7 protein-coding genes are annotated in these 15,952 nt (G+C 39.1%); all 7 read left to right on the top strand.

The window, feature by feature from the left end; genetic code table 11:
- Positions 1-642: 642 nt before the first annotated feature.
- The 7 genes from ACT29H_RS14375 to ACT29H_RS14405 all read left to right on the top strand — a co-directional run bounded on the left by ACT29H_RS14375 (position 643) and on the right by ACT29H_RS14405 (position 15,747).
- The gene (locus tag ACT29H_RS14375; protein ID WP_444822343.1) at positions 643-1,839 is read left to right on the top strand and encodes a glycoside hydrolase family 76 protein; all 1,197 of its coding nucleotides are present in this window, start codon (positions 643-645) and stop codon (positions 1,837-1,839) included.
- A 12-nt stretch (positions 1,840-1,851) separates the two neighbouring features.
- Entirely contained in the window at positions 1,852-3,291 is a 1,440-nt protein-coding gene (locus ACT29H_RS14380; RefSeq protein WP_444822344.1) for a glycoside hydrolase family 125 protein, read from the top strand.
- Positions 3,292-3,414: 123 nt separating this feature from the next.
- A complete protein-coding gene (locus tag ACT29H_RS14385) occupies positions 3,415-4,572 on the top strand; it encodes an MFS transporter (protein ID WP_444822345.1) in 1,158 nt (385 codons plus the stop codon).
- A 179-nt stretch (positions 4,573-4,751) separates the two neighbouring features.
- The gene (locus ACT29H_RS14390; RefSeq protein WP_444822346.1) at positions 4,752-7,250 is read left to right on the top strand and encodes a glutaminase domain-containing protein; all 2,499 of its coding nucleotides are present in this window, start codon (positions 4,752-4,754) and stop codon (positions 7,248-7,250) included.
- 230 nt (positions 7,251-7,480) lie between these two features.
- Entirely contained in the window at positions 7,481-10,516 is a 3,036-nt protein-coding gene (locus tag ACT29H_RS14395; RefSeq protein ID WP_444822347.1) for a SusC/RagA family TonB-linked outer membrane protein, read from the top strand.
- Between the two features lie 12 nt (positions 10,517-10,528).
- Positions 10,529-12,166, top strand: coding sequence for a RagB/SusD family nutrient uptake outer membrane protein (locus ACT29H_RS14400; RefSeq protein ID WP_444822348.1), 1,638 nt, complete (start codon positions 10,529-10,531; stop codon positions 12,164-12,166).
- Between the two features lie 350 nt (positions 12,167-12,516).
- The gene (locus ACT29H_RS14405; protein ID WP_444822349.1) at positions 12,517-15,747 is read left to right on the top strand and encodes an alpha-mannosidase; all 3,231 of its coding nucleotides are present in this window, start codon (positions 12,517-12,519) and stop codon (positions 15,745-15,747) included.
- Positions 15,748-15,952 lie beyond the last annotated feature (205 nt).

Genomic DNA, 15,952 nt, shown 5'->3' on the forward strand with positions numbered 1-15,952 from the left:
TTTTTAATTTAATCATATGCAGAAAGGCATTGTGGAAGAGATTTAAGATATTTAAAGCTCGTAGTTCCAATATTGTTGTCTTTCTGCATTTGTTTATATCGTTCTTAAGTATCCGTTTTCAATATGAAGTATTTTTCATCCTTAGTAAATTAATGTTATGGATCGATTCCCGAAATGTTGGAAGAGGCAAAGGGAGTTTTCATGACTCGGTTTTATAGATTCATATTTTCTTAAGGACCAGAAAAAGTGTTGACAAACTTCATTGTCATATTCCTACTATAGGTTGAAATGTCTAAATATTAAGCAGGAACAAAAGTTTGTTGTTGGTTGACAAATTAAAACGATTAATAACTTTTTTAAAATGTTAATCCGTAATTAACCCCATTATTAACCCCGTTTTATTAATCTTTGAACCATTCATTGTTGGAAAATTCAATTTTTGAATAACAGTACTTCGTGTAAATATTTGCTTTATCACGAAATTTAAAAGTACTATGGAATTTTAAAAAATACATGTTGAATTGATCTTAAAATTTTTGGTTTTGCATTGAGAGATATGAAAAATCAAAATAATAAGTTCTCATCCATTCAATGAGTGTCGGTAGGATTTGAACATTATCAATATTAGAAAATGCAGGAAATATGAAGATAACTGAAAAATGGACAATGTGGAAAGTGCCCTTTCTTTTGTTATGGATGGTTTTATTCCTGGTAGAGTGTCATAATGGGAATAATCCAGAAGGCGTAAAAAGGGCCCAACAAACCATGGATAAGATCTTAAAATTCTATGATGCCCATTACCACCATCTTTTTAATGAGAGCTTTCCTCCGTCTAGTGGTAAGCCGGTTTCATACCTTGTGGAGCAAGATTCGCTGGCCGGAAGAAAGGTTGCATTTCTTTGGCCCACATCTGGTCTTTTATCGGCAGTTAATGCATTGATAAAGAGAACCGGTAGTGAGGAATATGAAAGGATGTTGCGGGAGATTATTGTTCCCAATCTTGAGAACTATTATGATGAAGATCGAGTGCCACCTGCTTATCAGTCATATATAGTTCAGGGAGGCGAGAGTGACCGATATTATGATGATAATATATGGCTGGCTTTGGATTTTTTAGAAGCATACCATTTAACAAACGATGAATTTTTCCTTGAAAAATCCAAACTCTTATGGAAATTTATTTTAAGTGGTTGGGATGATAAGTTGGGAGGTGGTATTTACTGGTGTGAGCAAAAGAAGTACTCTAAAAATACATGTTCAAATGCACCTGCTTCTGTTCTGGGCCTTAAGTTGTTTGAAGCTACTCGGGACAGTTCCTATTTTTTGTGGGGAATAAAAATATATGAATGGGTGCATTCCAATCTTAAAGATACGGTTGATGGCCTTTATTATGATAATTTATCTGTTCAGGGATCATTAGATGAACGGAAGTTCACCTATAACACCGGACAGATGCTTCAGGCGGCATCTTTAATATACAAACTAACCGACGACAAAGCCTATTTAAATGAAGCGGAAAAAATTGCAGAAAGTGCGATGCAATATTTTACTGAGGAGTTTAAAACGGCGGAAGGAAAGACTATAAGATTGTTCAAAAGTACAGATAACTGGTTTAATGTTATTATGTATCGCGGTTATGAGGAGCTCTATCAATTAAATCACAATCCAGAATACATTCAGATTTTTTTAAGTAACCTAGATTATTTGTGGAAGAATGGTCGGGATAAGAATGGTTTATTTAGAAAAGGCTGGATGAGCGAAAATAGTGATCAATCCAGATGGTTGTTAGATCAGGCATGTATGGTGGAAATATATGCTTCAATTTCAAAATTTGAATAAAAGAAAATTTCTATGACATCACGACGAGACTTTATTAAAAAAAGTGGAATTGCTTTAGCCGGCCTTTCCTTGTCAGGGCCACTTTATTCGACACTTGCTACTGAGGGAATTCCTAAATCATATATATCCAAACGTCCTCCGAAAGGAAAACGTAACTTTACATCCAAAGCAGTTGAAACCACCATAAAAAAGACCAAAAGAAAAATCAAAGATCCTAAATTGGCATGGATGTTTGAAAATTGTTTCCCAAACACATTGGATACCACTGTCGATTTTTCTTTCTCTAATGGGAAACCTGATACTTTTGTTATTACCGGTGATATTCATGCCATGTGGTTGAGGGATTCTACTGCCCAAGTATGGCCCTACCTTCCTTTGATTAAAGAAGATAAGGCCTTAAAGCAATTGGTGGCTGGACTGGTGAACCGTCAAACTCACTGTGTTTTGATCGATCCTTATGCCAATGCTTTCAATAAACAACCTGAACAAGGTGAATGGATGAGTGATATAACCGATATGAAGCCGGAACTTCATGAAAGAAAGTGGGAAATTGATTCTTTATGTTATACGGTTCGGTTAGCTTACCACTATTGGAAGATTTCCGAAGATGAAAGTGTTTTTGACAAGCATTGGCAAAATGCCGCACGTGGAATTTATCAAACTTTCACAGAGCAGCAACGCAAGGATAGCTTGGGGGCTTATTCCTTTCAAAGAGAAACAGCCCGACAGTTGGACACTTTGTCAAACAACGGATATGGACGTCCATTGAAACCGGTGGGATTGATTAATTCATCTTTTCGTCCCTCGGATGATGCAACTACCTATGGTTTCCTGATTCCATCCAACTTATTTGCAATTGTATCTCTAAAGCAGATAGCAGAAATTAGTGAATCGGTTACGGGAGATATAAAGTTTGCCAATCAATGTCGTGAATTGGCGAATGAAGTGGAGCAAGCTGTGAAAAACTATGGCATCTTAAATCATCCCAAGTATGGCCCTGTTTATGCCTATGAAGTGGATGGCTTTGGAAACGCCACATTCATGGATGATGCCAATATTCCGAGCCTGCTGTCTCTTCCTTATTTAGGGGCTGTTAAAAAACACGATACAGTTTATCAGAATACTCGAAAATTGGTTTGGAGTGAGGATAATCCATATTTTTTCAAAGGAAAAGCCGCTGAAGGAATTGGAGGCCCTCACGTAGGATACGATATGGTGTGGCCAATGAGTATAATAATGAGGGCTATGACCAGTGATAGTGATGAAGAAATCAAATGGTGCATAAAAACTTTGAGGGATACTGATGCCAATACGGGATTTATGCATGAGTCTTTTCATAAAGATGATCCATTCAATTTTTCCCGGTCATGGTTTGCCTGGGCTAATACGCTCTTTGGGGAATTAATTTTAAAACTGGTTAATTCCGGGAAGATACATCTTCTGGGGGCTTAGTTTCATTACTTTCTAATAAGAAAATAAATTCCAAAGAAATGTGATGACATGTCTCCCGGGGCTAATCTTTTAGCCCCGGGGACTGATCATCAAATCCCAATAAATTGTTTAAAGAATGGATTTATGAAGAAAAATGTTTCGTTATCAAAAGTACTGCCAGTTCTTTTCGCCTTTTTTGTAATGGGTTTTGTCGATGTGGTAGGGATATCGACCAGCTATGTTCAGAATGATTTTGAGCTCAGCGATTCAATCGCTAATCTGCTGCCAATGATGGTTTTTCTTTGGTTTTTTGTGTTTTCGGTTCCTACGGGTCTATTGATGAATAAATTAGGGCGTAAGAATACCGTCTTATTGAGTATGGTTATTACATTTTTTGCATTGATGGTGCCACTTATTGACTACAGTTTTGGAATGGCCCTATTGGCTTTTGCATTACTGGGGATCGGAAATACTATATTACAAGTGGCTCTTAATCCGTTGGTATCGAACGTGGTGAGTCCGGATCAATTGACCAGTCGTTTAACTTTGGGGCAGTTTATAAAAGCAATTGCCTCACTTTTGGGACCAATAATTGCCGGTTTTGCAGCTGTCACCCTTGGAAATTGGAGACTTTTGTTTCCGGGATTCGCTGTAATAACTTTTTTGTCCGGGGTTTGGTTGTGGATCGTACCTATTCCTGAAGAGGAAACCATCGAACAAACTACTTCCTTTAGCGAAGCATTTGGGCTGTTGAAAGACCATTCCATCTTAATATTATTCTTAGGGATTTTATTCGTTGTGGGTGTGGATGTGGGGATGAATACCGCGACCCCTAAATTTTTAATGTCAAGGACCGGTTTGCCGTTGGAACAGGCCGGGTTGGGGACCAGTCTTTACTTTGCCGCCAGAACTGCAGGAGCCTTGATTGGAGCTATTGTATTATCGCGATATTCGGGTTTGATTTTTTTTAGATCAAGCATGTTTGCGGCAATTGGTGCGATGACCATCATGCTGTTCAGTCAAAATGCTATGGTTATATTAATAATGGTGGCAATCATTGGTTTTGCCATCGCCAATATTTTTTCGATTATTTTTTCTATGGCCTTGCAAAAAAGACCGGCTCGAGGAAATGAAATATCTGGGCTGATGATTATGGGGGTTTCGGGGGGAGCGATATTGCCTCCGGTGATGGGGTTGGCTGCCGATGCATGGGGGCAGACTGGTAGTATGTTGGTTATTCTAATAGGAATGTTTTATCTGCTGGTCGCTGCTTTTGTGGTTAAAACTGAAATACCCGGTTAACTCCAAATAGTTTTTATCGTCGTTCAATTTCTGTTCATCTTCGGTGCAAATGAATGCCAAAATAGCATTTTATTTTGCCAAAATCATGTGATGACTCTTTTTTGTCATTTACAGCAACCTCCCGTATTATCTGTTTTTTTTAATGTTGTGTTCAGTTTCTTATATTAAAAATCAAGGGTATGACCTTAAAATCTTGTTTTCATATAGGTATATTGATTATCTCTATAGTTTCGTATTCATGTGATGCTGCTAAATCGGTTGATTCATCGACAACCGAGCTTAGAGCTCCTGCATATCCTTTGATCACTATTGATCCATACACTAGTGCATGGTCAATGAGTGATCAATTATACAACAGTCCGGTTTGTCATTGGACCGGAAAGACACATTCACTTATTGGGGCAATACGAGTAGATGGAAAGGTATATCGATTTCTGGGGAAAGAAGATATTCCATTGGAACCAATAATTCCTATGGCGAAAGATAGTCTTTGGCAAGGTAAATACATCAACACGCCACCATCTGAAGGATGGGAGAAGAGCGAATTCCATGCCGAGCATTGGATTACGGGAGTAGGTGCATTCGGGACTCCCGGAATGAAGGCCATTGGTACTCCCTGGGAAACTAAAGAAATATGGGTTCGACGGGAATTTTTCTTGCCAGATATTACAGCCAACGAAAAGTTGTATTTGGTTTTTACACATGATGATGATTTTGAATTGTATTTGAATGGTACTGAAGTTGTAAGGACGGGAAACAAGGCCAGAAGTGAAGTGATTCAGGAGGTTGATCCTTCATTGCTAATTTCTGGTGGGAAAAATGTGCTTGCTGCCCATTGTCTTGACAGAGGTGGTTTGGCCTACGTTGACTTTGGTGTATATAAAAAAAATGCTCATAAGGAAGTTTTCTCCCAATCGGCTGTGCAGCAAAAAGTATCTCTTTCCGCAACGCAAACCCATTATCAATTTTCCTGCGGTCCCGTAAACCTTGCGCTGGACTTTGTGTCTCCTCTTCTTCCAGAAGATCTTGATTTGTTGTCCCGGCCGGTTAATTATATCAATTATGAGGTAGCATCCACGGACGGAGAAAAACATGAAGTACAGATTTATTTTGAAATTACTCCTGAATGGGCTGTCAATGATGTTGGACAAGAAGTTGAAGTGGCAAAAGGAAAGGAAGGAGAAGTTGGTTTTGTCAAGGCAGGAACAACAGAACAGTCAGTCCTAGGGAAAAAAGGAGATAATGTCAGAATTGATTGGGGTCATGTCTTTCTTGCTGCGGAAAATGACAAAAATACTTCTTGGGGCATAGATACCTTTTTTGAAGCAAAGCATTCTTTTATCAAAACGGGTAAAATATCGGGAATAGATGGCATGATCTCTCAGCTAAACAGGGAGATGCCGGCCATGGCTTGTGTCAAAGATTTAGGGGAAATATCTGAAAAATCTTCCACCGGATTTGTAATGATTGGCTACGACGATATTGAGTCTATCCAATATTTTGAAAAAAATCTGAAGGCATGGTGGACAAAAGATGGAGAGGTTTCTTTTAAAGATGTGTTGCAGAATGCATTGGTGGAACACAAATCCGTTATGAAAAGACTGTCCCATTTTGACCATCAATTATGGGAAGAAGCATTGGCAGCAGGTGGCAAAGAATATGCAGATTTGTGTGTACTGGCTTACCGTCAATCTGTAGCCGCTCACAAACTTGTAAAAGATGAAAATGGTAATATTCTTTTTCTTTCAAAAGAAAATTTTAGTAATGGTTCCATTGGTACTGTTGATGTAACTTATCCTTCGGCACCATTATTCTTAAGATATAATACGGAACTGGTAAAAGGGATGTTAAATCCTATATTTTACTATTCAGAGAGTGGTAAATGGACCAAGCCATTTGCTGCTCATGATGTAGGAACCTATCCAATAGCCAACGGACAAACCTATGGCGGTGATATGCCCGTAGAGGAATGTGGCAATATGATCATACTTACTGCTGCTATTGCCCATCAGGAAGGCAATGCTCAATATGCCGAGAAACATTGGGAAATATTGACATCCTGGGCTAATTATTTACTTGAAAATGGGCTGGATCCTGAAAATCAATTATGTACTGACGATTTTGCGGGTCATTTTGCCCATAATGTAAACCTTTCAGTAAAAGCCATTATGGGCATTGCCTGCTATGGACGACTAGCGGAAATGTTGGGCCAATCAGAAATAGCAGAAAAATATTCTTCTGTGGCTAAACAAATGGCTAAAGAATGGATGAAAATGGCCGATGATGGGGATCATTTCCGGTTAACTTTTGACCAGCCGGGAACATGGAGTCAAAAATATAATTTGGTTTGGAATAAATTATTAGGACTGGATATTTTTCCTGATGAGGTGGCTCGTACCGAAGTGGCCTACTATCTCACAAAGCAAAATAAGTATGGACTTCCTCTGGATAATCGTCGGACATACACCAAGGCTGACTGGATTGTTTGGACTGCTACACTGGCTGATGATAAAGAGACTTTTAAAGAGTTAATTTCTCCATTGCATGATTTTGTGATTGAAACTCCTGATCGGGTTCCAATGACTGATTGGTATGAAACTACGGATGCCACGAAAGTTGGGTTTCAGGCCAGATCCGTAGTGGGAGGTTATTTTATTAAGTTTTTGGAACAGGAGTAAAGTACATGACTTGAAATGCTTTTGGGGGTAGTAGGCAGAGAGCCGAATAAGCCAGTAAAGGTGTCTTTCAAATATTAATACTCACTTAATTGAATCTATTACTAAGCTTGATTTGATTTTATGAATGCGCCGTTAAACACCAGTTAAAAAACTTTGATCATAAAAAAGGGGATTGGAAGCCGTCACTTCCTATCCCCTGGTATTGTTTCACTTTAAATTGCAACAAAGCTATGAAAAAAAAATCTAAAGCAAGAAAAAGGAATCCTTTTATCTTTTTCAGAACCCTTAGAATCCCGGATTTTCGGCTGGTTTTGATGTTTATTTTTATTCCTTCTTTATTGGCCTTCAAACCTGGTGCAAATGAATTACTTCAGCAGGGAGAAAGGATTATAAAAGGTAGAGTAATCGATGTCCAAGGAGGACCTATTCCAGGGGTAACTGTTTCGGTCAAGGGATCTACGCTTGGTAGCATAACTAATGCTGAAGGTGAATTTATTTTATCCGTGGATGCTGAACCTGAGATATTGGTCTTTTCATTCGTTGGGATGGAAAGAAAGGAGATCACTGTCGATGGGAAGAATTATCTTGAGGTTACCATGCGGGAGGAGAATATTGGACTGGATGAGGTTGTTGTGGTGGGATATGGAACTCTTGAGCGGAAAGAGGTAACCTCGGCTGTTGAGACGGTTAGTTCTAAAGATTTTAATTCGGTAGGTTCCGGTGACCCTATGGAATTGATTCAAGGAAAGGTGGCCGGTTTAAATATTACACGTACTCAGGGATCTAATCCCAATTCAAGCTCTTCCATTCAATTAAGAGGAGTAACCTCTCTGACCGGTAGCATTCAACCTCTAATCGTTATTGATGGCATCCCCGGTGGGAATCTGGATATGATTCAGCCAGATGATATTGAGTCGTTTAATGTGCTGAAAGATGGGTCTGCGGCAGCTATCTATGGCAGTAGAGCCAACGCGGGTGTAATTCTTATTTCGACCAAAAAAGGGAAAGTTGGGGAACCTCAGTTTGAATATTCTACTTATTTAAAACGTGAATTTGTCGATAAAAAACCGGATTATCTTTCTCCTTCTGAATTTAGAGATCTAATAGAACAAGGGTTGGTGAGCAGTGACCAAGATTATGGGACTTCTACAGATTTATATGATGAGCTTATCGATAACAATAATCTTAGTCAATATCATAATTTTTCGGTGTCAGGGGGGTCAAAATACTCAAACTTTAGAGGATCTATATTTTACAGTGATGCCAAAGGTATTGCCAAAGAAAATGGACGAGAGGAATTTGGGGGACGTATCAATTTCAATCAGAAGGGGTTGGACGATAGATTGACTTTTTCGATGAATATTGCCACCAATTTTAATAAAGCTAATCTTTTAGGAGGGGGTACGGGCGATTTCGAACAGGCAATTCAACGTAATCCAACCGCCCCTATTTATAATGAAGATGGTTCCTTTTTAGAAACTGAAGCCTACAATAATTATAACCCACTTTCTCGATTGGCCAATCGTATATCGGAACGGAATCAACAAACTTTTACCGGAGACGCCAAAGTTCAATTCCAAATTGTTGATGATCTTTCTGTATCTGCTTTTGGCGCATACCAAAGAAATAATTACAATGATCGTTATTATCGCTCAACCAAAGACTGGAATCAAAGACCCGAGACAGAGTATCAGGGAATGGCTTATGCTTCTAAGAGTAATTTTTTGAACTGGGCGAAGACTTTTGAATCTACATTTAATTTTAACAAAACCATCAATGATGTTCAGTCTGTCACTGCATTGGTTGGGTATAGCTATCAATACGAAACGACTGAAACATTCAATGTAAATAACAACGGGTTCACTACCGATGGTTTTTTGGATTGGAACCTTGGTTCAGGGAGTGCCATTAACAATACGCAATTGCCCAGACCGGGGATGGGCAGTTTCAAAGAAGATAATACCTTGGTTGCCTTTTTTGGGCGAGTAAATTATGCCTTTAGGGATCGCTATTTTACTCAATTTAGCCTTCGTCATGAAGGTTCTTCTCGTTTTGGGGAAAATCATAAGTGGGGTAATTTCCCGGCTGTATCAGCAGGATGGGTTTTGAGTGAAGAGGATTTTATGAAAGGGATTTCCGGGATAGATGAGTTGAAAGTGCGTGTAGGATATGGCGTTACGGGTAATCAGGGAATTCCCAACTATCAATCTTTAGTGACATTGGGAACTGGAGGTGTTTATCCCCAAGATGGGGTTTATTATCAAACCTATGGCGCGTCAAGAAATCCCAATCCCAATTTGAAATGGGAAGAAAAGGCTGAAATGAATTTCGGAATTGATTTTTCTTTCTTGAATCGACTAATTAGTGGGAGCATCGACCTATATGACAGAGAAACTAAAAATTTGCTATATAGCTACAATGCCCAACTGCCACCATATATTCATAGCAGTGTGTACACTAATGTGGGAAGTATTAAAAATTCAGGGGTAGAATTGCAGCTTTCGGCAGTAGCTCTGAAAAATAATAATTTTTTGTGGACGATCGATCTGGCTGGAAGTCATCAGAAAAATAAACTGACTCAATTATCCAGCGATGTGTTCAAAGCGAACTGGTTGGAATTTTATGGATTGCCTTCCCCCGGAAATTTGGGAGCTGCCATCAGACTGGAAGAAGGCGGATCGGTCGGAAACTTTTACGGAAAGCGATTTGCAGGATTTACAGAAGATGGTAAATGGCTTTTCTTCAAAGCAGACGGTTCAACCGGTGCTGCCTCCGAAATGGATGAAAATGATTTGGCTGTTATTGGGAATGGTGTGCCTAAGTATCAAGCATCTTTATCCAATACCCTTAGATATAAAAACTTTGATCTGACTCTTTTTTTCAGGGGAAAATTTGGGTTTGATATTCTTAATACAAAAGAAATGTACTTCGGGAATAAAAAATGGTTACCTAATAACTTGCTTCGAAGTGCCATTACTACACATAAAGAATTGAATGACGATCCCCAGTATTCAGATTATTACATAGAAAAGGGTGATTTTATCAAACTTGATAATATGACTCTTGGCTATAACATCCATTTTTCAGATTCATCCAATTTTCGACATTTGAGATTGTATGTTACAGGAAGGAATGTATTGACCTTAACAGGCTATAATGGCCTTGATCCTGAATTGCAGGATACAGGATTTGAAACAGGAATTGATGCTAGAGGCTTTTATCCTCGTACCCAATCGTGGACTATTGGTTTGAATTTAGGATTCTAAAATCGTTGAATTATGAAAGGTATTTTCAATAAATCTATTTTGTGCATAGCCGCTATGTGGTTGCTATTTGGCAATAATGGTTGTACAGATTTGGACGAAACTCTATATAGTGAGTTAAATAAAGGCAATTTTTATAATAATAAGATTGAGGTTTTACAGGCCGCATTGCGTCCTTTTACGCATATGCAGGCATGGTTGGCACCAACCGGACAGAATGGCTATTTTTATCATTCAGAGCTTTCTGCAGATCAATTAGCCTGGCCGCAAAAAGGGCGTCATGGTTATGACGGGGGCGATCACTTTCGTCAACATTATCATACGTGGACATCGAACGAAGGCCGCATGAGAAGTGCCTGGAATTTGATGTGGACAGGCGTCGGATATGTCAATGCGGCGATGGAGGATCTTCAGGACATTGATAATAACTCTTTAGGTATTTCTGATGAAGAAATGACGGCAATTCTGGCAGAATTACATGTGCTCAGGGCTTTCCATTATATGAAAATAATGGAGCTTTGGGGGAATGTGCCGATTATCACTAAAGTGGGAGAACCTCAGAATCCCCCTACCAAACCAAAAGCCGAGGTTTTTGATTTTATTAAAAATGAGCTGGAAGAATATGTTCCCAAATTATTGCCATATTCTGAAGAGTTGGTCGGAAGAGTATCTCAAACGGCAGGATATGCAATGCTGTCAGAACTTTATCTTAATGCTGAGTATCATATTGGAACTCCGATGTGGGATGAATGTATTGACGCGTGCGATAAAATTATTAACGGTGAAGCGGGTGGCCTTGCCGGAGGCGTACCTGAATTGGCTGATAATCTGACCCAATCCTTCAGTAATACCAATCATTATGCAAAAGAGGCTCTATTTCAGTTTGCTTTTAGCAGGGAAGGTGGTTTTACTTTCGGTTGGGGTGGATTCTTTATGGGGTATTCAAATATGAGTCGGGCGCTGAATGTGGGGTATTCAGGATGGAATGCCTTTGTGGTTATTCCTTCGGCATTTGATGCTTATGCTGCTAATGACTTGCGGAAAAATGAGTGGTTCTTGTTTGGTCCTCAATATGTTTATGGAACCGATGAGCCGATTTTGGGAACCGAAGAATATAATGGGCAACCATTTGTTTATGTTAATTCTATAAGAAGAGAAAGCGAAGGCGATTTAACCAGTGATGGCAGTATGGCAGAAGGAGAAGAAAATAGTGGAGCTCGTTTTCATAAATATAAAAGCGGAACTTTAGAGGATGATAATTATTGGGAAAACCATTATTTAATTTATCGGCTGACTGAAATCTATTTTAATAAAGCAGAGGCCATTATGAGAAAAAATAATGGAGTGGCGACGCAGGAGGCTGTGGATTTAATTAATGCTTGTCGGAAAAGGGCTTTTTCGGAAGATGACTGGGAAGCAGAAAAATATACTGCAGCCACCTTGACGATGGATGAATTATTGGCTGAGCGTGGACGAGAATTTATTTTTGAAGGGAAACGACGTACCGATATCATCCGTTTTGGGAAATTCACCAACGGTTCATGGTGGGATCACGAGCCGACGAATGATCCTAATAGGGAAATTTATCCAATTCCTCATACGCAAATAGCAGCAAACCCTAACCTTATTCAGAATCCTGGTTATTTGGAATAAGTAATATCCCATAATGAGGAGAATGAGAGGAGAAGAGATTGGTTCAAAAGAAACAAGAGTAAAGTCGTTAATAAGTTTTTGCATAGGATGGTTATTTCTGTTTTGATCGGGATAATTGATAGAAAAGTATATCTCATTCAGCAAATGCATATTGCCCCTAACGATTGCCTGACGGTTAATTTTTAGGTGGTTTAGATTTGTGTTTTGAACCGACTCTTCTCTGTTTTTCAGTGTAAGGAAGCATTCCTCCATATGCAAACCATCTTGGAAATCCGGGGCCCTGTGCAGTGGTATTTAAAAGTATCGAAAAAAAGGATTGAGTAATTTGTTATATATTAAATTTTTAGGATATGAAGTACAGATTTTTATTGATTTTTATTGGAGCGTTATTACCTATCCTGGTAGAGGCTCAACCTACTGACCGTCGGGGGAGGTACGACATCACAAAAGATAAAGTATTATATACCGTCGGGTACAGTCATCTGGATACGGAATGGAATTGGGACTATCCAACAACCATCAATACCTGTATTAAAAATACCATGACAGAGAATTTTTATCTGTTTGAAAAGTATCCTGATTATGTGTTTAATTTTACCGGATCGCGCCGCTACAGGATGATGAAAGAATACTATCCCGAATTGTATGAGAAAGTGAAGTATTATATCCAAAATGGGAGATGGTATGTATCCGGCTCTTCTGTGGATGAAGGAGAGGTTAATGTTTCTTCATCTGAATCATTGATTCGTCAGGTTCTTTATGGAAATAAATATTTTCGAGATGAATTTGGGGTTGAAAGTATGGATTATATGCTGCCCGACTGTTTTGGGTTTCTTGCCAATTTACCGACGATATGGCATCATTGTGGATTGCTGGGGTTTTCTACCCAGAAACTCACCTGGCGTTCTGCTGCAGGGATTCCTTTTAACGTTGGTGTTTGGATTGGCCCCGACGATAAGGGAATCATATCCGCACTGAATGCAACCAGTTATACGAGTAGCATTGAGTCAAGATTGGATAAAAGCAAAAAATGGAATAAACGCATTGAATCCGCAAAAAAGGATTACGGAATTTCTTTTGATTACCGATATTATGGTGTTGGGGACGAAGGTGGTGCACCTCGAGAAAACGATGTGATAAAACTTTTAGAAAGTATTGGGAATGAAGATGGCAAATTTAAAGTAGTTACCACGTCATCCGATCAAATGTTTAAGGATATCACTCCTGAAATCAAAGATAAACTTCCTACTTATAAAGGTGACTTATTGTTGATCGAACATAGTGCTGGGTCTTTAACATCACAGGCCTACATGAAGAAAATGAACCGGAAAAATGAATTGATGGCCAAAGCTGCGGAATACTTAGCATCTGTTGCCGATATGACCGGGAGTGTGGACTATCCATTTGAAAAACTTAATAACTCATGGGATCTGGTGCTGGGAAGCCAATTTCATGACATTCTGCCAGGCACCTCCATCCCTAAGGCATATGAATATGCATGGAATGATGAATTTATTGCTGCCAATGGTTTCAATAATGTTTTGAATAGCTCGGCTGAGGCTGTTTCTGGTTGGTTGGATACAAGGGTTAAAGGTCGGCCTGTTGTGGTTTATAATACTGTTTCTCATGATCGTGAGGATGTTGTCGAGGCAGAGTTGGCATTCAATAAGCTTCCTGAAGGAATACAGGTCTATGACAGTCAAGGGAAACCAACACCTACCCAAATTATTGAACGGAATGGGAATCGGTTGAAATTCATTTTTTTGGCGAAACTTCCTTCTGTTGGTGTCGGGGTATTTGATGTTAGGGAAACTAAGGAAAAGGAAAATGGAAAGACTCAATTGTCTGTTTCTGACCATGTTCTTGAAAATGAGTTTTATAAAGTTACCCTAGGGACCAATGGGGACATCAATAGTGTTTATGACAAAAAAGTTGGCAGGGAATTGCTCGAAAAACCTTCACGACTTGAATTTTTATATGAGAAACCGGCTCAATGGCCGGCCTGGAATATGGATTGGAAGGACCGTCAAAATCCTGCAGTCGGATATTTGGCTGAAGATCCCAAACTACGTATCATCGAGAAGGGACCGGTAAGAGTGGCAATTGAAGTAAAACGAAAAGGAAGAAATTCGACTATTACTCAAGTGGTGCGTTTGGTGGCCGGAGAAGCCGGTAAAGTCGTTGAAGTCACCAACCTGGTGGATTGGCAGTCGCGCGGAGCCAGCCTGAAAGCTTCTTTTCCTTTGACGGTTAAAAACGCCATGGCAACTTACAATATCGGCGTTGGGACAATACAAAGAAGTAACAATAATAGCAAGAAATTTGAAGTACCTTCAAAGCAGTGGTTTGATCTTACCGATAATAATGGTCAATATGGGGTTTCTATCCTTGAAGACTGCAAATATGGGTCGGATAAACCTTCTGATAATGTGTTGCGACTGACTCTATTATATACACCAGAAACCCATTCGTGGTATCCGGTTCAAAATTCACAGGATTGGGGAATTCACGAGTTTAAATACGGCATATACGGCCACCAGGGGAGTTGGCAAGATGCTAAGACCGATTGGATGGGTAAATATTTCAACGAACCTCTTCTCGCGTTTGAAGCCTCGAAGCATCCCGGACCGTTGGGAAAACAACATTCTTTCCTTTCTTTGAATAAGGATGAAGTTGGTCTTATGGCGTTTAAGAAAATGGAGGATTCTGAAGATTACTACATTGTTCGTGTCAATGAATTATTAGGGAATGATGTTTCTGGAGCAGAAATTTCTTTTCCCTGGGCTATTGCTGATGCCTTTGAGGTAAACGGTCAGGAGAAAAAAATTGGAGAAATAAATTTCTCGGGAACCCGGATGAAATTTGATCTTTCCCACTATACGATTCGGAGTTTCGCTGTAAAGTTGATTCCACCTTTTAAAGAAGAAAAGAAGAATCAGCAAGTTGTCCAGTTGCCATATAATACCGATGTCATAAGTTTCGATATTAACCGGTACGATGGTAATTTTGCCGGGAGACGAAGTTTACCTGCCGAGCTTATTCCTGATGTGATAGAGAGTGAGGGGATTCATTTTGAAATGGGCAATAGAGAGGACAGAAACAATAATGCGGTGCTTTGTAAGGGACAGGAAATTGATTTGCCCAAAGGAAATTACAATACGTTATACATTTTGGCGGCTGCCAACCGGGATACGAAGGGGGATTTTATTATAGATGGTCAAAAGTATTCTTTGGGAATTCAGGGATGGACAGGATATGTAGGCCAATTTTATAATCGAGAGTTTGAGAGAGATGGAGTAACGGTTTACAATTTAAGAAGGGCTTTTTATAAGGAAGATAATATTGCCTGGTTTGCTTCACATAGGCATAAGAAATATCCGTCAGAAAATGAGGCTTATCAGTATTGCTATCTTTACAAGTATGCCATTAAAATTCCTAAAGGGGCAAAATCCATCAAATTACCCAAAAATGAAGATATTAAAATAATGGCCATGACCTTGACCACCAATGAGAAATGGGCTAAGCCAATGCAGCAATTGGTAGATGATTTTGATTATGAGATGACTCCCAAAATAAGATGAATAAGATGAAGAGTTTTGAGATAGCAAAATGAATAGAAACTTAATTCTTCACTGAAAAGGGTTGTTCCTAAAGTGTGTCATGATGGGAATGTAAATTTAACTCTGTCCGGTATAATTTTCTAAACTCAAAATAACTCATATTTTTTCTTTCAACCAATTCTTAAAAGCTCATTTGGGTAGTTTTCAGGTTCTGTCAAGGGCGGCT

This window comes from Thermophagus sp. OGC60D27 (assembly GCF_052400625.1).
Lineage (GTDB): Bacteria > Bacteroidota > Bacteroidia > Bacteroidales > Marinilabiliaceae > Thermophagus.